The sequence below is a fragment of the Kribbella sp. NPDC050124 genome (assembly GCF_044460355.1).
Taxonomy (GTDB): Bacteria; Actinomycetota; Actinomycetes; order Propionibacteriales; family Kribbellaceae; genus Kribbella.
Genome location: NZ_JBITJU010000025.1, coordinates 1 through 20,264 on the forward strand (window position 1 = coordinate 1; position 20,264 = coordinate 20,264).

Here is a 20,264-nt window from a genome sequence, read left to right on the forward strand (position 1 = left end):
CTGAGTGGAGCGCGGACGGCCGATCGGCGAGAAAAGTCGCGGCGTGTTGGTGTGGACAGAGAGCCCCAAATCCATTTTGCAACAGGCTCTGCAGCACGTCAGCGGTGACATAACCCGACAGCAGCAGTGATCGCGGAAGGCGACTGTGGGGATTCGGTTGGGAGGTTGGGGTTGGGGACTTGGCAGTGCTGCTGTGGGATCCGGAGCCGCGATCTGCTGGGGGCCGATGGGTGGTCAGATTGGTCCGCATGCTGGTCGACTGTGGCTTGGAACCGGAACCTTGTACACCCTCTGGGGAGCTTGCACAGCAGATAGCTTGTGCGAGGTCCCGAGTTGGTGTCCAAGCCCCTGGGAGCTTCCATCCGGGCCCGAGATGTGGACGAAATCGGCCACATTCCGGGCTAACCCGTCAGCCGGCCAAGGTGTGGGGATTAGCGGACGGTGATGGTGGAGTAGCCGCCGCGGACGGGGTTTTGGCCGTCGGCTACTTCTATTCGGTAGAGCTGGGAGGTGCCGGAGGGGGCGGTGGTGTCGGTGAGGGTGATGGTGGGGCGGCTCCAGAAGGTGGAGTTGGCGGTGGTGGTGGCTACTGCAGTGTTGGTGGCGCCTCGGAGGAGGCGGTAGGTGAGTTTGATGTCGTCGTTGTCGAGTGACGTCTGCACGGTGGCCTTCACCTGGCCGGGCGTCGTACTGGACAACGTCGGCAGGGCCGGGCCTAGTGGTTTGGCGCCGGGGCCGAGGCTGGTGAAGCGGGTCAGGCCTTGCTGGCCGATGCCGTTGACCTTGGTGAAGTCGCCGCCGACCCACAGGTCCGCGCCGCCCGTGGCGGACACGAGTGGTCCGACTTCGGTTGGCGGGCCGGCGTTCGTGTTCGGGAACCATGGGCCGAGTGAGCCGGTGGCCGGGTTCTGCAGGAGGAGGAAGTGGGCGCCGGTGCCGTCCTGGAACCCGCCGGGGCAGCTGTGCGCGTGCGACCCCTTGAACAACCAGCCGTTGACGTAGGTGACCGCTTCGGTCGCGCCGAGGCAGTTGTTCTTCCAGACCAGGTTGCCGGTGGTGACGTCCGCGGCCGAGGTCCCGTCGAAGCAGCCGCCGCCGTCGCCGGCGTTGGCGAAGTACACCCGGTTCCCGGCGGTCTCGATGTCCTTCACCCGCGATGTGCAGCCACTGGACGGCAGCGGTACGGCGGACGCCGCGGAGAACGGGAGCAGTGCGCCGGTGGAGTTGTTGACACTGGCAACCGCCCAACGGTTCACCCCGCCGATCCGCGCGAACGTGCCGCCCAGGTAAACCTTGGAGTTGTCGTCGGCCGCGTCGATCGCGTACACGTCCGCGTCGGCGTTCGGGTTCCACGGCAGCAGGCTGCCGTTGACCGTGCTGATCGCGGCCGCGCGGTTCCGGGCGACGCCGTTGACCAGGCCGAACGAGCCGCCGAAGTACAGGCTGGTCCCGCCGACGGCGAGTGCCTTCACCCGGTAGGACACGCTCGGCTTGATGGTCGACACCAGCGCTCCGGTCGCGGTGTCGAAGGCCGCGATCCGGTTCCGCACCTGGCCGTCGACGCGGGTGAAGTCGCCGCCGACGTATACCCGGGAGCCGTCGGGCGAGGCCACGATCGACCAGACGACGCCGTTCAGCGTGTGGTTGAACGTGGTGTCGAGCGCACCGGTGCTCTGGTTGAACGCGGCCAGGTAGGTCCGCGTAGTCTGGCTGGTCCCCGGCGCCGCGCCCGGCGGACGGACCTTGGTGAACCGGCCACCGACGTACGCCTTGCCCTTGGCAACGGCCAGCCCGAGTACGCTCGCATCGGTCTGCCAGGCCGAGTTCGCGACCGCGGTCAGCGAGGCGCCGGTCCCGGTCGCGGGTTGGAGGGGTACGGCGCTCAACGCGAGACCGGCCGCCCCCAGCACAGCAATGACTCTCCCCATGAGAAGCCCCCTTGCCCCAGACAACCAATGTAAGACCTGCCACCCCCTGCCCGTCCAGACCAAGAAGGGTCTGCCCGATCGGGCAGACCCTTCTGTACCGGTTGTACGGCGTGAGCTCTACGGCACCTTCACGCTGACCGACGGGCCCTTCATGATGTTGCGCCCGTCGTGAACCTCGATGTGGTACGTGTACGTCTGACCGCGCTGCACCCCGGTGTCGGACACCGTGTAGGTCTTGCGCGGCTCCCAGAAGTACGACATGTACTTGAACGACCCGACGTTGGTCGAGCCCCGGAACACGTTGTAGGTCAATGAGATGTTGTCCAGGTCGTAGACGTCGTTGAACTTCACCTGCACCTTGTCCGAGGACGGGATCAGGATCGGCGCCTTCGGTACGGCGGGCGCCGCGCCACCCGGTGCGTTGGTGAACCGGGTCAGCCCGCGCTGCGGCTTGCCGTTGACGTTCAGGAAGTCACCGCCGACCCAGAGGTCGGTGCTGGTCCCGGCCATCGCCAGCGGGCCCACCTGGGTGGTGCTGCTCTGGTCGGCGTCGGTGTTCGGGAACCACGGGCCGATCTTGCCGTTGATGGCACTCTCGACCAGCAGGTAGTGCGTCCCGGTGCCGTCGCCGAACGCGCCGCTGTCACTGCAGTTGTGCGCGTGCGAGCCCTTGTAGACCCAGTTGCCGATCGCCTTGATCGCCTCGGTCGCACCCAGGCAGTTGTTCTTCCACAGCAGCTTGCCGGTGCTGACCTGGGCGGCCAGCACACCGTCGTAACAACCTCCGCCGTCACCGCCGTTGGAGACGTAGACGTTGTCGCCGAGGGTGTCGATGTCCTTCACCCGGGTGGTGCAGGTCGCGGTCGGCTTCGGGATCGCCGCCGCGGCTGCGAACGTGTACGCCGCGCCCGTGGTGTTGTTCGTCATCGCCAGCGAGTAGTGGTCCTTGCCGTTGATGGTGCTGAACGGGCCGCCGACGAACACCCGGGTGCCGTTGTCGGACAGGTCGATCGCGTACACGTCGCCGTTGGCGACCGGGTTCCACGGCAGGAGGTCGCCCTGGATCAGCCGGACCGCGCCGAGCCGGCTGCGGGTCACGCCGTCGATCCGGCCGAACGAGCCGCCGATGAAGACGCTGTTGCCGAAGATGGCCAGCGCCTTGACCCGGGCCGAGACGACCGGGTCCCAGGCCGCGACCAGCTTCCCGGTGACGACCGAGAACATCGCGATCTTGCTGCGCTTGATCCCGTTCACGGTGGTGAAGTCGCCACCGATCACCACCCAGTTGCCGTCCGGGCTGGTGGCGATGCTGTAGACCGGGCCGTTCAGCGTCGGCGCGAACGCCGTCGGAGCCCCGGTGGTGCGGTTGAAGGCGGCAATGTAGGTGCGGACGGCCTCCCCCTGGCCGGCCGGCTTGCCTGGTTGCCGGATCTTGGTGAACAGACCGCCGGCGAACACGGTGTTGCCGCTGATCGCCAGCGCGTTGACGCTGTTGTTGGTCTGCCACGAGGTCTGCTTGATGGCCGAGACGGCCGAAGCGAAGCCCGGAGTCGCCGCCTCCACCGGCGGTCCGGAGGGGATCAGCGCTGCGGCGACAACAGCCGCTGCGGTGACAAGGGCGAACACATACTTCTTCATCAATGTCCTTTGGACTGGGCGGGTCAGTCGTGGGGCGGTGCGTGCCTCACTGCACGCACTCAGCGGACCTTAGCGGTGCGAGAGGTCGACCGGAAGCCGACCTCTCGCCCGCGTTATGACTTTGTGCTGCAGTTCCCGGACTCTGCGTTCATCGAGCGTCGAAGTGGTCCTGCACCTGAACCGGGCTGAGCGCGTACGGGTAGACCGCGGCCTCGTCGATCCCCATGCCGGTCTGCGGCGCCCCGCCGCCCGGCCAGCTGTTGGTGTTGTCGTACCCGACCCGCCACCAGCCGTAGTACACCGACGCCTGACCGACGCTCGCGCTGCCGGCCAACGCGCCGTCGACGTACAGCTTCATGGCGCCGTTGTCGAAGGTGCCGACCACGTGGTGCCACTGGCCGTCGTTCTTGCCCGAGGTGCTGGTCAGCGTGCGCTGCGAGCCGTCGTTGACGCCGAACACGATCGCGCCGTTGGTGCGCATGTACAGCATCCGGTCGCCGCCACCACCGCTACTGGTGGTCTTGGAGTTGCCGAAGCCGATGATCCGGCCACCTCGGTTGAAGCCGCTCTGCTTGACCCAGGCCTCGACGGTGAACTGCTGCGGCATGCTGTACGCCTTCTCGCCGGCCATCCGGCCACTGCTCGAGCTGGTCGTCATCGCCGTGTCGCCCGCGATCGCCCCGACGGTGCCCAGCGTCACCCCGGTGTAGGTCCCGTTGTTGCTCTGACCCGAGGAGTCGACCGAAGCCGTCGTACCGACCGGCTCGCCCAGTCGCCAGTACGCCTGCGGGCCGTCTGCGTTGATGATCTGGTCGTACGCCGTCGACGGCGCCGAGGCGACTGTGATCGGGTCCGAGTAGTTGCCGCGGATCGTCGTACTGCCGTCGGTCACCTCGACCCGGTAGTTCGTGACCTCGCCCGGCGCCGAGGAGGTGTCGGTGAAGTGCAGCCACGGCCGGTCCCACGGCGTCGACTTGGCGGTCACGGTGGCGATCGTGGTGTTGGTGAACCCCTTAAGCAGCCGGTAAGTCAGCGTGCTGTCGTCGTTGTCGACCACGGTCGGGAAGTGGATCTGCACCACGCCCGGCTCGACGCTGTACGGCAGCAGCTTGGCCGGCTTGGCCGGGGCGGCACCCGGGGTCGCGTTGGTGAACCGGGTCAGGCCCTGCTGGCCGACGCCGTTCGTGGTGGTGAAGTCGCCGCCGACCCAGAGGTCGTTGCCGCCGGACGCGAAGGCGAGCGGGCCGACCTCGGTGGGCGGGCCGGCGTTCGTGTTCGGGAACCACGGACCGAGGGTGCCGTCGGTCAGGTTCTGGGTCAGCAGGAAGCGGTAACCGAAGCCCTGCGGGAAGCCGGCGGCGCCCTGGTTCGCGCAGTCGTGCGCGTGCGAGCCCTTGTACAGCCAGCCGTTGACGACCTTGACCGTCTCGGTGGCGCCGAGGCACTGGTTCTTCCACTTCAGCGTGTTCGTGGCGATGTCGACCGCCCAGGTGCCGTCGAAGCACCCACCGCCGTCCCCGCCGTTGCCGAAGTACACGGTGTCGCCGCTGGCGTCGATCGCCTTGACCCGGGTCGTGCAGGAGCCGTTCGGCGGCGGTACGGCGGACGCGCCGGGGAACGGCAGGACGCCGCCGGACAGCGGGTCCAGGCTGGACACGGTGTTCTGGTTCGTCCCGTTGACCGTGCTGAACTGGCCGCCGGCGTACACCTTGGACCCGTCGTCGGCGACGTCGACGGCGTACACGTCGCCGTTCACGGCCGGGGCCCACGGCAACAAGGTGCCGGCGCTCGCGGTGACCGCGGCCAGCCGCAGCCGCTCGATGTTGTTGACCAGGCCGAACGAGCCGCCGAAGTAGACGGTGGCACCGGAGACCGAGATCGTCTTCACCCGGTAGGAGACCGAGGGCTTCCAGTCCGTCACCAGCGCGCCGGTGGCGGTGTCGAAGGCGGCGATCCGGTTCCGGGTGACGCCGTTCACGGTGGTGAAGTCACCGCCGACGAAGATCCGCGAGCCGTCCGCGCTGGCGGCCACCGCGTACACCTGGCCGTTGAGGACCGGGGTGAACGCCGTGACCAGGTCACCGGTGGTCTCGTCGAAAGCGGCCAGGTATGCCTGCGCGACCTCGCTGGTGCCGGATGCGGCGCCCGGCGGGCGGACGCTGGTGAACCGGCCACCGACGTACACCTTGCCGGCTGCGACCGCGATGCCCTGCACGCTCGCGTTGGTCTGCCAGGTCGGGCTGTGAGCCGCCGACAACGAGGCCTCGATACTCTGCGCGGGCGGTGCGAGCACCAGCACCAGCGACCCGGCGATGAGAGCGCCCACGACCCCCAGACGCGCGAACAGCCATCTCTTCTTCATCCTGCGGTGTCCCCCTCGGACAGGCGCGATCGCCGCGCCACACTCGTCTTCTCCGGACTGCCCCCGGAGATCCCCGAGAAGAGAGTAGGCCACAGGAAGAGCTGGTTTGGCCACCCCGCGCCCACGGCCCGGGTCTGCCTATATCCTGGGTCGCTGGCTCGAAGGAAGTGGGGTACGGATGGAACCGGGCACCGTGGTCTGGCGGGAGACCGCTCAGTCACTGCTGCGGCAGAAATGGCTGATCATGGGCTGCATCCTGCTCGGACTCGTCGGCGCCTCGGTGTTCGCGCTGTCTCAGACCGAGCGCTGGACGGCGTCCAGCCAGTTGGTGATCGGCCCCGCCGTACCACCGGCCCTGGTCGGGAAGCTGCCCAGCAGCACGGACAAGACCGGCCCACTCGGCATGGACCTGCCGGCCGAGACGCAGGCCCGGGTGATGGCCAGCCCGACCCTGCTGCGCAGTGTCGCCAAGTCGCTCGGCATGCCCACCACCGACCGGACCGTCCAGGACCTGGCCGCGGTCACCCGGGTCAAGGCGGTCACCGACAACGCGTATCTGGTCACCACCGACGGCCCGACCTCTTCGGAAGCGGTACGGCGAGCCAACGCCATCGCAGTCATCTACCTCAAGCAGCGCGACGACGAGGCCAAGACGCTGCTGACGACGCTGGCCAGCCAGGCGCAGGACCGGTCGAAGACCGCGACCCAGCAGTCCAGGAGCCTGGTCAGCCAGATCGACGAGGCGGTGCAGCGGGGCGACTCGCAGACCGCGGCCGCGCTGCGCGACCAGCGGGTCGGGCTCGCCACCGAGGCCCGGCAGGCGGCCGACGACGCGGCCGCGATGCTCAAGGCGCTGACCGCGGTCGGCACTGGCAGCGAGCTGGTCACGCCGGCCACCACGGACACCGCCACCTCGTCGCCGATGGTTCTCCGCGACATCCTGGTCGGCGGCATCCTCGGTCTGGTGCTCGGCTTCGGTCTGGCGCTGCTCCGGTCGCACCTGACGCCGTACATCCTGACCCGCGACCAGGCGGCGCGCGCGGCGAGCTCGCCGGTGATCGCGGCCTCCGAAGGCAACCGGAGGCGGCTGTGGCAGCGGGCAGCGCCCGAGCTTCCGCAGTACGAGATCACTGCGCTCGGGGCCGAGGCGAGCGGCGCGCTCGCCCGTCGCGAGCTCAACCCGCGCGCCTTCGCCGGTGGCGGTCCCGGTGCGATGCTCGTGGTCTCCGCCTCGCCGACGCCGAACTCGGCCGGTATCGCGCTCGCGATGGCCGAGGCGAACGCCCGTGACGGACGCGAGACCCTGCTGATCCTGGCCGACGTCGAAGGTACGCCGGTCTTGCCGCACGTGACCGGGCACGAGGGTCTGACCGACCTGGTGCACGAGCCGGCCGCGACCCGGGCGATCCGGGCGCGGAAGCTGTTCCGTCCGGGCACGGTGGCCGACCTCTACGTGCTGCCGCCGGGCCTGAACCACGAGGAGACGGCCGAGGCTGTCGGTCCGTCGCTGGTGCCGGGCATCGTGGCGGACCTCCCGCCGGGGTACTCCGTGGTGATCCACGGTCCAGCCGCGGTCGGACGGCACGGCATCACGCCGCTGGCCGCCGCCGTCGACGCGTCGGTGCTGGTGGTGCAGGTCGGCCATGACAAGGAGATGGATGTCGCCCGGCTGACCGGCGCTCTGCAGTTCGCGGGGGCTCCGGTGCTGGGCGTCGTACTGATCGGTGCCTCGGCGCATGACGAGACGCTGGGGATCCCGCTGAACTTCAAGCCGGTCGAGTCGGCCGCCCCACCGATCCGCTGACCGTGTCGACGTACCAGCTGGCTCGGCCGGTGCCGGGGACCGTCGAGGAGGTCCAGAAGCCGGCCTGGTTCTGGCTGATGCTGTGGTGCCTGTTCGTGCTCGGCGTGCAGCCCTGGTCGTCCCGGGTGGCCGCTCCGCAGGGCACGACCGGGTCCACAAACAGCATGATGAAGGGCCTGCTGCTGGGTGCGATCTTCCTGATCGCGTTGGCGGCGACCAAGCCCGGCTTCCGGACCCGGGTCAATCCGACCAGCAGCCTCTACGTGCTGTACGTGATGTTCGCGACGGCGACCGCGTTCCTGCTGGCCGAGCCGACGGGGCCACTGATGCGGCTGGCCCGATTCCTGATCGGGCTGGTGCTGGTCTTCCTGCTCTGGCGGCCGCTGGTACAGGTTCCGGAGCGGCTGATCCGGGCCCATCTGTGGGCGCACCTGTTGCTTGCGTCAACGGTGGTGCTGAGTCTGGCGTACGCGCCGAGTCAGGCGTGGCGGCCGCTGAGCTCGCTCGGGACCGGGTACCGCCTGCAGGGTGTCATCATCCCGATGCTGCCGCCGCGGGTCGGCGAGGTCGGGGCGATCCTGCTCGGGCTGGCGCTGATCGGGTTCATCTGCAAGAAGCTGTCGTTCGTTCCGGCGGCGGGGCTGATCGGGGTGGGCGTCGTCCTGGTCGCGGCGAGCCGGACCCGGACCTCGGCGGCGGCGATCGCCTTCGGGTTGGTACTCGCGCTCATCCTGACCCGGAAGACGTGGTTCGGGCGGTTCGTGAGTCTCGCGGTGCCGGCGCTGGTCGGGATCGCGTTCCTGACGATCGGGTCACTGCACACGTGGCTGCTGCGTGGGCAGGGGACGCGGCAGATCAGCTCACTCAGTGGCCGGACCACCAGTTGGCAGGCGGTGCTGGACGAGAAGGTGTCGCTGCAGACGGCGATCATCGGCCACGGCCTCGGCAACAAACGGGTGCTGCTGCGGCGCGGTGAGGGCGACATCGACGTGATGGCGATCGACAACAGCTGGCTCGGCCTCTACTGGGAGACCGGTCTGGCCGCGGTCACGATCGTCGCGATCGCGCTGATCGTCGCGTGGATCGCGGTCCTGCGTGCCCCCACGCCGTACGTCAAAGCCTGCGGCGCTCTCCTGCTCGGCTACATCACCGCCGCCTCCCTCAACGAAAGCGGCCTGTCCGACCTCAGCTCCATGACCCTCCACCTCCTGGTAGCAGCCGCCGTCTGCGACGCCGACCGAATACGCCACCGAGCCAGACAACAAGCCGCCGGTTAGGTGGTGACGGAGTCCTCGTCGAAGCCGGCTTGTTGCCATTCGGGCCAGGTCATGGTTTTGCCTTGGTAGGCGAAGCGGTTGTCGGTGAGTTGGTAGCTGTTGCGGCGGAAGGTGACGGCGCCGGGTTTGCTGGGGGAGCGCTTGTTCTCGACGACGCCGGTGCTGGCGGTGGCGTTGTCCATGACGACCAGGTTGCCCTCGATCACCACGTCGGCCAGGACGTAGGTGCCACGCGGCCCGTCACCGCGGGTGCGCGACTGGATGGAGATGCCGTTGCGGTTGCTCTTCACCAGGTTGCCGCGGACCTGGACGCCGGCTGAGGTGTTCACGTTGATCCCACCGCCGTCCCACAGGCTCCCGCCGGAACCCCGGCCGGTGCCGAACCCGTTGCCCTCGACAACGTTCTGGTCGATCACCGCCTGGTAGCTGATCTCGTACCGGATCCCGTCCGCGGCGTTCGCCCGGATCCGGTTGCCGGTGATCCGCCGGTCGTACTCGGCGATGTCGCTCCACATCCCGATCCCGCGGTTGGCCACGATGTCGTTCCCGGACACCTCACCCGACGACCGGGTCGACTTGATCCCACCCGACTCCCAGTCGGCGATCCAGAAGCCGTCGGTGTTGTTCCGGGTCACCAGGTTCCCGGTGATCCGTACGGCGGCCGACTTGTACTGCCCGATCCCGAGCTGACCGTTGTCGGCGACCGTGTTCCGGCTCAGCTCGGCCCGGTCGCCCTCGATCACCATGATCCCGACCGCGTGGTTCCAGCGGACCTCGTTCGCGACGACCTTCCAGCCCGGGCCGACCTGCAACGCCCCACCCTGCGGCCGGCTGGCGAAGTGCTCGATGGTCAGCCCGGTGACCGTCACGTTCTTCGCCGACTTCTCGATCGCGGTCGGTGTCCGCGACATCTCGACCACGCTGCCGTCCGGATCGTCTGCGACGTACACCGCGTTCGCGCTGTAGTCACCGAAGAACGTGCCCGGCTTCAGCTGACCGAGGCTCATCACCCGCGTCAGGTGCTTGCCGTCGACAAACACCTGCTCACCACGCTGGCAAGACTTGGTCTTGTTGTCCTCGCACTGCCCTTTGAGCTCGTACGGCGCGGGCAGCACCCCACGCACCACCCACCGGTCGCCGTCCCGCTTCCACCCGTCCAGTTGCACAGACCCAGTCAGTACGACGCCGGCCCCGCCACCCAACGTGTCACGAGCCCGCGGTCGGATCGGCCGGCTGATCCGGTGCACGCCCTTGGCGAAGCAGAACGTCGTTCCGGCCGGCTGCCCGTCGATCACCTCCTGTGGGTCGGCTCCCACCGGAATCGCAGTCCCCCGGCACGGCGTCGCCGTACCCGGGCCGGTCGGTCCGAGCGCCGCGGCAGCCGCCGCCGGGGGAGCGGTCGGCACTGTCACGGTCGGCGTCACGGCTGAGGCGGTCGGCGATGGTGCGCCCGAGTCATCGGAGCATCCAGCCAGCAACAGCACCAGCACGGCACCACCGGCCGCGACACCACGACGCCTCATCCACGTTCCTTCACACAGCCGCCCCCGGCGAACAGACCTGCAGGAGACTACCGGCAGGAGGGGCGACGGGCGTCAGGTGAGATAGGTGTCGCGGGCGAGGTTGTAGGCGAGGGCTTGGGCGACTTGGAAGGCGTCGTCCTCGTCCAGGCGGTGCTGGACGACGAGGTTGGCCAGGTAGCCGGCGTCGATGCGGCGGGCGAGGTCGTGACGCGCCGGGATCGACAGGAAGGCGCGCGTGTCGTCGACGAAGCCGGACGTGTTGTAGAAACCGGCCGTCTCGGTGACGAGCTCGCGGAACCGCCGCATCCCGTCCGGGCTGTCGAGGAACCACCACGGCGCGCCGAGCCGGACCGCGGAGTACACACCGGCCAGCGGCGCCAGCTCCCGTGAGTACACCGTCTCGTCGACCGTGAACAACACCATCCCGAAGTTCGGCGAGTGCCCGAACCGCTCGAGCAGCGGCTGCAGCGACCGGGTGAACTCAGCCGTCACCGGGATGTCGTGGCCCTTGTCCGGCCCGTACGTCGAGTGGATCGCCGGATCGTGGTCCCGCAGTACGCCGGGGTGCAGCTGCATCACCAGGCCGTCCTCGGCCGACATCACCGCCGACTGATAGAGCATGTGCCCCGCGAACGCACTCGCGTCCACCGCCGAGACCTCACCCTTCAACGCGGCAGCGTAGATCCGCGCGGCCTCGTCGTCGGACAGCGGAATCGCCGCCGCACTCAAGTGCCCGTGATCGGTCGCCCGCGCACCCGCCTCCACGAACGCCTGCCGCCGCTGACGGATCGCCTCCAGATAACCGCCGTACGTCGAGGTGTCGACGTCGGCCAGCGCACCAAGCTGCTGGATCAGGTCACGCCAGTCCGGCCGGGCCACGTGGACGACGGCGTCCGGCCGGAAGGTCGGGATCACTCGGCCGGGCAGGTCGGCGGCGAGCTTCGCATGCTGGGCCAGATCGTCCGTGGCGGCGTCCGTCGTGGAGATCAGCTCGATCGCGAACCGGTCGAGCAGCGCCCGCGGCCGGAAGTCGGGCTCGGCGAGCCGCGCGGAGATCTGGTCGTACAGCTCGTCGGCGGTCTCGGCCGACGGGTGCGTGGTGACGCCGAGGACCTCGGCGAACTCGTGCTCCAGCCAGTACCGGCTCGGGGTGGCCAGGAAGAGGTGCCAGTTCGCGCAGAACTCGCGCCAGATCTCCCGCGGGTCCGCGGCCGGCGCGCCGTCGCGGCGGGGGAGACCGAGACGCTCGGGGGAGATGCCCTGCGAGATCAGCATCCGGGTGACGTAGTGGTCCGGGACGACCAGCAACTCGGCCGGGTTGCCGAACGGGGCGTCGGTGGCGAACAGCGAGATGTCGACGTGCCCGTGCAGGCAGAGCAGCGGCAGGTCCTTCGTCGACGCATGGATCCGCCGGGCGATGTCGCGGGCCTCGCCGGCGGGCAGTGCGCGGTCCGGATGAGGCTGCAGTGCCTTCGGCATGGGTCCTCCGGGGTGGGTCGGCTGCAACGGATGCTGCAAAGGATTGCAGTCCGCGCGAGCCCGACACAAGTCCTTGTCCACAAGGAGAATTCATCACCGCCCAAAAGTCCCTGATCGAAACCTTGACACGCTGCTGAAACCGATTGCAGACTCAGGCCTGACCTCGGAAGAAGGTGACCATGCCTGCGACGATCCGTGACGTGGCGCGGCTGGCGGGCGTGTCGCCGTCCACCGTGTCCAGGGCGCTCTCGATGCCGGAGATGGTCAACGCCGCCACCCGGGCCCGGGTCGCGGCCGCGGTCGAGCAGCTCGGCTACCAGCCGAACCGGGCTGCCCGCGGGCTGATCACCGGCCGGACCGGCAACATCGGCCTGGTCGTGCCGGACCTGGCCAACCCGTTCTTCGCCAGCGTCGCCAAGGGCGTCCAAGCCCGCGCCCGGCGGTATGACGTAGCCGTCTTCGTCGCGGACACCGACGAGGACGCGGCGGCCGAGGTCGGTCTGGTCCGCGCGCTGGCAAAGCAGGTCGACGGGCTGATCCTGTGCTCGCCCCGTGCCGGCGACGCCGACCTGTCCGCGATCGCCCAGGAGACGAACGTCGTGCTGGTCAACCGCACGGCCGAGGGTGTGCCCGGTGTCATCTACGACAACGAGGGCGGCATGCAGCAGGCCGTCGCGCACCTGGTCGCGCTCGGCCACCGCCGGATCGCCTGGGTCGGCGGACCGGTCACCTCGTGGTCGACGCAGCATCGCAGTATCGGCCTGAGCAACGCCCTGTATGCCCACGGCGCCGAGCTGGCCCGGGTCGGCAGCTTCGCACCGACCTACGAGGGCGGTATCGCGGCGGCCGACCAAGCGGTCGCCACCGGCGCCACTGCGGTGGTCGCCTACAACGACCTGGTCGCGATCGGGCTGCTGGCCCGGTTGCACGCCCGCGGGATCTCGGTGCCCGGCGACCTCAGCGTGGTCGGTATCGACGACATCGCCATGTCCCGGATGGCCAGGCCTTCCCTCACCACGGTCCGGTTGCCGAAGCAGGAGGCCGGCCGGATCGCGGTCGAGCTGCTCCTCGCCGTACTCGACGACCCGGACCCCGACACCGCCGTCGGCACCCGCGGGACGCTGCACGGCGAGCTTGTCGTCCGGGAGTCCACCGGGCCCGCACCACACGCCTGATCCGACGATCAATCCCGGCCGCCGGGCCGGGACCGCCCTTGATCCAGAGGAGACACCGCCGATGCCCATTCAGCGGAGAATGCGCACACTCGCCGCCCTCAGCGCGCTCGCCGTACTGGCCGCGTGCGGCGCACCGACCACCAACCAGCCTGCCGGCGAGAGCACCGGCGACGTCCCGGAGAAGCCGTCGAAGGCGGTGACGCTGAACATCCTCGACGTGGCCGGCAACCTGCAGCTGACCCAGGGCATGATCGACGACTTCGTCCAGCAGCACTCCGACGTGATCTCGAAGGTCACCTACTCCAAGGCGCCCGCGCCGGAGCTGGCCGGCAAGATCAAGGCCCAGCAGAACGCGAACCGCGTCGACATCGACCTCGTCCTGACCGGCGTCGACGGCCTGGCGGCCGGCCGTGACCAGGGTCTGTGGACGGACCTGCTGCCCAAGTACGCCGACCGCGTCGGCGGCATGAAGGACTACCTCCCGCCCGCGCAGAAGATGCAGGAGCTGGCCGGCAACAGCGGCGTCACCGTCACGTACTACCCGTCCGGCCCGCTCCTGGAGTACCTGCCGGCCAAGGTCCCGTCGCCGCCCAAGACCGCCGCCGACCTGCTCGCCTACGCGAAGGCCAACAAGGGCAAGGTCATGTACGCGCGCCCGTCGAACTCCGGCCCCGGCCGCACGTTCCTGATGGGCCTGCCGTACATCCTCGGCGACAAGGACCCGAAGGACCCGGTCAACGGCTGGGACAAGACCTGGGCCTACCTCAAGGAGCTCAACCAGTACGTCGACTTCTACCCGTCCGGCACCGCCGACACCATGAAGTCGCTGGCCAACGGTTCCGCCAACATCATCGCGAGTACGACGGGCTGGGACATCAACCCGCGGGTGCTCGGGACCGTGCCGAAGGAAGCCGCGATCGGCACCCTGGAAGGTTTCCACTGGGTCACCGACGCGCACTACGCCGTCGTACCGAAGGGTGTGTCGACCGACAAGCAGGCCGCGATCCTGCAGTTGCTGAGCTTCATGCTCACCCCGGAGCAGCAGGCGAAGGCCTACGACAAGGGTTACTTCTACCCAGGCCCGGCGATCAAGGGCGTCGAGCTGTCGCAGGCGCCACAGGACAGCCAGGATGCGATCTCGGAATTCGGCCGCCCGGAGTACGACCAGCTGATCGCCGACCACCCGACCGAGGTGCCGCTGGACGCAAAGAGCCTGGTCGCGGCGTTCGACAAGTGGGACCGCGAGGTCGGCGGCAGCAAGGTGAAGAAGTCGTGACCGAGTTCTCCCAGTTGCGGCTGGAGGGGGTCGGCCGCCGGTTCGGTACGGCGGACGCCCTCGCCGGACTGGATCTGACGATCGAGCGGGGCGAGTTCATCGCCCTGCTCGGACCGTCCGGCTGCGGCAAGTCGACCGCGCTGAACTGCCTGGCCGGCCTGCTGCCGCTCACCACCGGCAGCATCTGGCAGGACGACAAGCGGATCGACACATTGCCGCCGGAGAAGCGCGGCTTCGGCATGGTCTTCCAGAACTACGCGCTCTTCCCGCACCTGACCGTCCGCGACAACATCGCCTTCGGCCTGCGCATGCAACGCCTGCCCAAGGAGGAGGTACGGCGCCGCACTGCCGCGGCGATCGAGATGGTCCGGCTCGAGGAGCACGCCTCGAAGCTGCCCGGCCAGTTGTCCGGGGGGCAGCAGCAACGGGTCGCGATCGCCCGGGCGACTGTGCTCGAGCCGTCGCTGGTGCTGATGGACGAGCCGCTCAGCAACCTGGACGCCAAGCTCCGCCTGGAGATGCGCACCGAGATCCGCCGCCTGCACCAGTCACTCGGCCTGACCACTGTGTACGTCACGCACGACCAGGAGGAGGCCCTGAGCATGGCCGACCGCCTGGTCGTCATGCGCGCGGGGCGAGTGCAGCAGATCGGCACCCCCGAAGAGGTCCACACCAAGCCGTCCAGTTGGCACGTCGCCGACTTCATGGGCTACCGCAACCTGCTGACCGTGAAGGCCAAGGACGTGACCGGTGGAAACGCTGGGATCGAGCTCGGCGGCACACCGATCACCGGTGCGGCACAGGCGACCGTCGCGGCAGGCGACGAGGTGATCGCGGCGGTCCGACCCGAGGACGTCAAGCTCGGCGACGAGGGTGTGAAGGGGCTCGTCGAGGTGGTCGAGTACCAAGGTCGAGAGCGGGCGCTGGAGGTGGTGCTGGACGACGGCGTCCGGCTGCACGTCCGTACCGAGCGCAAGGTCGACACGGGTGAGCAGGTGGCCCTCACCGTCACCCCCGGTCGGCTCCTGGTGTACCCCTCATGAGTGCGACCACGAGCTGGCAGCATCGGCTGGCCGAGCGCGGTGTCGACCGCAAGCTCTGGTTGTTGCTGCCGGCCACGATCTTCGTGCTGCTGCTGTTCGTGTACCCGTTCCTGTACGGGTTGAGCCTGTCGTTCCAGCCGCTGAACGGCGGCGGCGTGCTCGCCAACTACCAGAAGTTCTTCGGCGACGCCTACCAGCGCGACACGATCATGACCACGCTGAAGATCGCGCTGCCCGCCGCGCTGCTGAATGTGCTGGCCGCCGTGCCGATCGCGTTCCGGATGCGTGGCCGGTTCCGCGGCAAGCGGCTGCTCACGACGCTGCTCGTCGTACCGATCACGCTCGGGACCGTGCTGACGGCGCAGGGCCTGCTGAACTACCTCGGCCCGACGGGATGGTTCAACCGGGTGCTGACCTCGTTGCACCTGATCGACGACCCGATCCGGCTGACGAACAACTACTGGGGTGTGTTCTTCTCGCTGATCATCACCGGGTTCCCGTTCGCGTTCCTGCTGGTGCTGTCGTACCTGAGCGGGATCGACCCGACCCTCGAGCGGGCGGCGGCGACCCTCGGCGCCTCCCGGTCGCAGCGGTTCCGGCGGATCACGCTGCCGCTGCTGGCGCCGGGGCTGGCGACCACGTTCCTGCTGACGTTCGTGCTCGCGTTCTCGGTCTTTCCGTCGGCGGTGCTGGTCGGTAACCCGGCCGGCTCGACCCGGGTGATCTCGCTGGCCGCGTACCAGGCGGCGTACGAGCAGTACGACTACGCCTACGCGTCGGCGATCGCGATGATCATGGGCGCGGTCGAGCTCGTCGTCGTGGTGATCGTGCTGCTGTGGCGGTCCCGGCTGTACACCGGATCGACGGGAGGCAAGGGATGAGCAGCCGGGCGATCAAGGCGACACCGACCGCGTGGTTCATCTGGGCGGCAGTGATCTTCTTCTTCGTGAACCTGGCCGGCGTGGTCGGGTCGGTGCTGGTCAGCTCGTTCGGCAAGCGCTGGTTCGACACCTGGATCCCGGACGGCTTCACGGCTCAGTGGTACGGCGACGCGTGGCGCGAGTTCGGCCTGTTGCAGGTCATCTCGGTAACCCTGCTGGCGTCGGGGCTGGTCGTCGTACTGTCGGTTCTGGTTGGAGCGCCGGCGGCGTACGTGCTGGCGCGGCAGAGCTTCCCCGGCAAGCGGCTGGTGTATCTGACCTTCCTGCTGCCGATCCTGATGCCGCCGATCACCTACGGCATCCCGCTGGCGACCGTGCTCTACAAGTTCGGGTTCGCCGGGCATCTGTCCGGAGTGGTGCTGGCCAATCTCGTGCCGTCGGTGCCGTTCGTGATCCTGACCATGACGCCGTTCATCGAGCAGGTGGACCCGCGGATCGAGAGCGCGGCGCGGATGCTCGGGGCGAACACCCGGGCGATCTTCCTGAAGATCCTCGCGCCGCTGCTCGTGCCGGGCCTGCTGGCGTCGGCGATCCTGGTGCTGGTGCGGACCGTCGGCATGTTCGAGCTGACCTTCCTGACCGCCGGACCGGACTCGCAGACCCTGGTGGTGGCGCTCTACTACTCGATGTCCGCCGCTGGGATCCGCGCCCAGCAGTCGGTCGACGCGATGGCCGTCATGTACACAGCGATGATGCTGGTACTGCTGGTGGTGGCACTGCGCTTCGTGAACCCCACCCAGCTGGTGGCCCGGGTCAAGGAAGAACCATCGGAATGAAGGAGAACGTCGCTTGAGCAGGCTGAGTCTCACCAACCTTCCCGTCGCCCCTGCGGTCGATCCGCGGCAACTGTCGGTCGGCATCGTCCACCTCGGGCTCGGTGCGTTCCACCGGGCGCACCAGGCGGTGGTCACCGAGCGCGCCGCCGTCGCCGCCGGGGACACCCGGTGGGCGATCACCGGGGTGAGCCAGCGCTCGGCGAACGTCCGCGACCAGCTCGCACCCCAGGACGGCCTGTACGCCGTACTCGAACGCGGACTCGGTGATCCGTCGGTCCAGGTGATCGGCAGCATCCGCGAGGTGCTGACCGCCCCCGAGGACCCGGAGGCCGTGGTCGCACGGATCGCGGATCCGGCGGTATCCGTGGTGACGCTGACGGTCACCGAGAAGGGCTACCGGGCCGCCGGGTCCGGGCTCGACCTGACCGACCCGGAGATCCAGGCCGACCTGACCGGCCGCCCGCCGCGGACGGTCGTCGGTCAGCTGGCCGCCGGCATCGCCCGCCGGGTCGAACCGCTGACGATCGTGTCCTGCGACAACCTGGTCGCCAACGGGCCGTTCCTGCGCAAGCTCGTGCAGGACTACTTCGAGGCGCTCGGCAAGGTACCGGAGCTGTTCGAGGCGACCCGGTTCCCGGCGAGCATGGTGGATCGGATCGTCCCGGCGACCACTGACGCGGACCGTGACGAGGCTGCCCGGCTGCTCGGCGTACGGGACGAGGCCGTGGTGGTCGCGGAGCCGTTCCTGCAGTGGGTGATCGAGGACGACTTCGCCGGCGACCGCCCGGCCTGGGAGCTGGGAGGAGCGGTCCTCACCCAGGACGTCGCTCCGTGGGAGCAGGCCAAGCTCCGGATGCTCAACGCGACCCACTCGATGCTCGCCTACCTCGGCGCCCTCCGCGGCTACGAGACGATCGCCGAGGCGGTCCGCGACGACGAGCTCTCCGGCTTCGCCCGGGCGCTGATGACCGAGGACGTCGTACCGACCCTGACGCCGCCCGACGGCCTGGACCTGACCGCGTACGGCGCCACCGTGCTCGAGCGGTTCGCGAATCCGGCGTTGAAGCACCGGACCACGCAGGTCGCGATGGACGGGTCGGTCAAGCTGCCGGTCCGGATGCTCGGCACGGTCCGCGACCGCCTGGCCGCAGGAGCTGAGCCGCGGGTGATCTCGCTCGCCGTCGCAGCCTGGATGGTCTACGTCCTGAAGACCCCGACCGTGGACGACCCGCAGGCCGACCGGCTGAAGGCTGCGCTGGCAGGCGCCTCCGAGCCGGTCGCCGTGGTCGACGCGCTGCTGGGCGTGGACTCCGTGTTCACGCCGGAGCTGCGCGACTCACAGGTCTTCCGGGACCTGCTGGTCGAGCACGTCAGCGCACTGACGTCCCGACCCTGAACGTGCTGCCTGCGTCCTGGCCGGTCTGCCGCCACTCGGCCGCCGTGTACCACTGGCCGGTCTTCTGGAACCGCTCTGCGGTCAGGCTGTCCAGGATGTAGGTGTTGGCCTTCAGCGTGACCTCGCCGGTCGGGATCACCGCGCCGGAGTTCTGCACCATGCCGGTCGCGGTGCTGCCGCCCTTCATGGTCACCTGGTTGCCGGAGACAACGATGTCGCGGAGCACGTTCAGCCCCCACGGTCCGGAGCCGCGGGTGCGGGACTGGATCGAGATGCCGTTCACGTTGTTCGCGACCACGTTGTCGCGGACCTGCACGTTCGACGACGTGTTCACGTTGATGCCGCCGCCGTCCCACAGCGAGGTGCCGGACCCGCGGCCGGTGCCGAGGCCGTTGCCGGTGATCACGTTGTCCTCGATCACGCCGTTGCGGCCGATCTCGTAGCGGATCCCGTCGGCGGCGTTGTCGACGATCTGGTTGGCGTCGAAGGTGCGGCCGTCGTCGTACACGTCACTCCACAGGCCGACCCCGCGGTTCGCCTTGATCAGGTTGCCGGTCACCCAGCCGCCGTTCGACCAGGTGGTCTTGATCCCGCCGGACTCCCAGTCCGCGATCCAGAACCCGTCGGTGTTGTTGTAGCTCACCTCGTTGTTCGCGATCGTGCCGCGCAGCGTGCTGTACTGCCCGATGCCGAGCTGGCCGTTGTGGTGGATCAGGTTCTTCTCCAGTACGGCGCCGTCCGCGTTCACCAGCATCGCGCCGACCGCGTGGTTCCAGCGGATGTCGTTGGCGTACACCTTCCAGCCCAGCCCGAGCTGGATCGCCCCACCCTGCGGTGGCGTCGCGAAGTGCTCGATGGTCAGGCCGCGCACGGTCACGTTGCCCGCGCTGGACTGGATCGCCCGCTCGGTCTTCGACATCTCCACCGCCCGCCCGGCCGGGTTGTCGCCGAGGTAGACCGAGTTCGCCGCGTAGTCCGCGTAGAAGGTGCCCGGAGCAACCTTGTCGCGGACGGCCACCCGGGCCAGGTGCTTGCCGTCCAGGAAGACCTGCTCGCGCAAGTAGCAGATGTTCGAGACGTTGTCCTCGCACTGCCCGGTCTGCCCGTACGCCGGGGGAAGCACTCCGGTGGTCACCCAGTCGCCGCTCGACGCGGTCCACTTGGCCAGCCGGATCGACCCGGTCAGTACGGCGCCTTTGTCGCTGGCCAGCACCTGGTCCGCCTTCGGGCGAATGGTCTGCGTGATTCGATGCAGGCCGGCGGCGAAGCAGAACGTCGTACCGTTCGGTGCCTCGTCGACGAGCTTCGCCGCCTCCTGGCCGGGCTTGATCGTGACGCCGACGCAGGCCGGCGCCTGGGACGGGCCGGCCGGCAGGGCTGACGGTGTGGGCGGTGCGGGTTGCGTCGGCTCGTCGTCCGGGAGCAGACCGGTGATCAGGTCCGGCTGGTCGTCGTCCAGGACGGGGGAGCCTTGGGCCGGCAGCGTCCCGGCCAGGGCAAGGGTGCCTGCTGCAACGATCGCGACAACGGCGGTAGGTGTCTTCACTACGGAGCCTCCGGTGGCACAGGTGAGTCCTGAGCGCACCCCCCATGGCGCGGCTTCGCCTAGCAGACTACTACTTCAGGTAGTCACGTCAATACATACC

Annotated in this window: 14 protein-coding genes; 8 read left to right on the plus strand and 6 right to left on the minus strand. The window is 68.9% G+C overall.

The window, feature by feature from the left end:
* Positions 1–431 precede the first annotated feature (431 nt).
* The 3 genes from ACIBL3_RS38000 to ACIBL3_RS38010 all read right to left on the minus strand — a co-directional run bounded on the left by ACIBL3_RS38000 (position 432) and on the right by ACIBL3_RS38010 (position 5,928).
* Positions 432–1,928, minus strand: coding sequence for a fibronectin type III domain-containing protein (locus ACIBL3_RS38000; protein WP_396358769.1), 1,497 nt, complete (start codon positions 1,926–1,928; stop codon positions 432–434).
* Between the two features lie 117 nt (positions 1,929–2,045).
* Positions 2,046–3,566, minus strand: coding sequence for a fibronectin type III domain-containing protein (locus ACIBL3_RS38005; protein WP_396358770.1), 1,521 nt, complete (start codon positions 3,564–3,566; stop codon positions 2,046–2,048).
* A 148-nt stretch (positions 3,567–3,714) separates the two neighbouring features.
* A complete protein-coding gene (locus ACIBL3_RS38010) occupies positions 3,715–5,928 on the minus strand; it encodes a LamG-like jellyroll fold domain-containing protein (RefSeq protein ID WP_396358771.1) in 2,214 nt (737 codons plus the stop codon).
* Between the two features lie 178 nt (positions 5,929–6,106).
* On the opposite strand from ACIBL3_RS38010, the gene ACIBL3_RS38015 reads away from it, so the two are divergent.
* Together ACIBL3_RS38015 and ACIBL3_RS38020 are read left to right on the plus strand one after the other, a co-directional pair.
* Entirely contained in the window at positions 6,107–7,732 is a 1,626-nt protein-coding gene (locus tag ACIBL3_RS38015; RefSeq protein ID WP_396358772.1) for a Wzz/FepE/Etk N-terminal domain-containing protein, read from the plus strand.
* Positions 7,733–7,734: 2 nt separating this feature from the next.
* Positions 7,735–9,009: an O-antigen ligase family protein gene (locus ACIBL3_RS38020; protein WP_396358773.1), complete on the plus strand. Its 1,275-nt coding sequence runs from the start codon at positions 7,735–7,737 to the stop codon at positions 9,007–9,009.
* Here ACIBL3_RS38020 and ACIBL3_RS38025 read toward each other — a convergent pair.
* Complete coding sequence (locus tag ACIBL3_RS38025; RefSeq protein ID WP_396358774.1) at positions 9,006–10,532, minus strand: right-handed parallel beta-helix repeat-containing protein; 1,527 nt, start codon at positions 10,530–10,532, stop codon at positions 9,006–9,008. The genes ACIBL3_RS38020 and ACIBL3_RS38025 overlap by 4 nt on opposite strands.
* 72 nt (positions 10,533–10,604) lie before the next feature.
* Positions 10,605–12,011: a glucuronate isomerase gene (gene uxaC / locus ACIBL3_RS38030; protein ID WP_396358775.1), complete on the minus strand. Its 1,407-nt coding sequence runs from the start codon at positions 12,009–12,011 to the stop codon at positions 10,605–10,607.
* 179 nt (positions 12,012–12,190) lie between these two features.
* Between uxaC and ACIBL3_RS38035 the strand changes: the two genes are divergently transcribed.
* The 6 genes from ACIBL3_RS38035 to ACIBL3_RS38060 all read left to right on the plus strand — a co-directional run bounded on the left by ACIBL3_RS38035 (position 12,191) and on the right by ACIBL3_RS38060 (position 18,618).
* Complete coding sequence (locus ACIBL3_RS38035; RefSeq protein WP_396358776.1) at positions 12,191–13,186, plus strand: LacI family DNA-binding transcriptional regulator; 996 nt, start codon at positions 12,191–12,193, stop codon at positions 13,184–13,186.
* 61 nt (positions 13,187–13,247) lie between these two features.
* Positions 13,248–14,462 (plus strand): ABC transporter substrate-binding protein, encoded by a 1,215-nt coding sequence (locus ACIBL3_RS38040; protein WP_396358777.1) that lies wholly within the window; start codon positions 13,248–13,250, stop codon positions 14,460–14,462.
* Positions 14,459–15,505 carry an ABC transporter ATP-binding protein gene (locus ACIBL3_RS38045; RefSeq protein ID WP_396358778.1) on the plus strand — a complete coding sequence of 349 codons (1,047 nt, stop codon included), beginning with the start codon at positions 14,459–14,461 and terminating at the stop codon, positions 15,503–15,505. The genes ACIBL3_RS38040 and ACIBL3_RS38045 overlap by 4 nt, the downstream gene beginning before the upstream one ends.
* A complete protein-coding gene (locus ACIBL3_RS38050) occupies positions 15,502–16,386 on the plus strand; it encodes an ABC transporter permease (protein ID WP_396358779.1) in 885 nt (294 codons plus the stop codon). Before ACIBL3_RS38045 ends, ACIBL3_RS38050 begins: the two co-directional genes overlap by 4 nt.
* Positions 16,383–17,222: an ABC transporter permease gene (locus ACIBL3_RS38055; protein ID WP_396358780.1), complete on the plus strand. Its 840-nt coding sequence runs from the start codon at positions 16,383–16,385 to the stop codon at positions 17,220–17,222. Before ACIBL3_RS38050 ends, ACIBL3_RS38055 begins: the two co-directional genes overlap by 4 nt.
* A gap of 13 nt (positions 17,223–17,235) precedes the next feature.
* Positions 17,236–18,618 (plus strand): mannitol dehydrogenase family protein, encoded by a 1,383-nt coding sequence (locus tag ACIBL3_RS38060; RefSeq protein WP_396358781.1) that lies wholly within the window; start codon positions 17,236–17,238, stop codon positions 18,616–18,618.
* On the opposite strand, the gene ACIBL3_RS38065 is transcribed toward ACIBL3_RS38060, so the two are convergent.
* Entirely contained in the window at positions 18,593–20,164 is a 1,572-nt protein-coding gene (locus ACIBL3_RS38065; RefSeq protein ID WP_396358782.1) for a right-handed parallel beta-helix repeat-containing protein, read from the minus strand. The two genes, ACIBL3_RS38060 and ACIBL3_RS38065, sit on opposite strands and share 26 nt — an antisense overlap.
* Positions 20,165–20,264 lie beyond the last annotated feature (100 nt).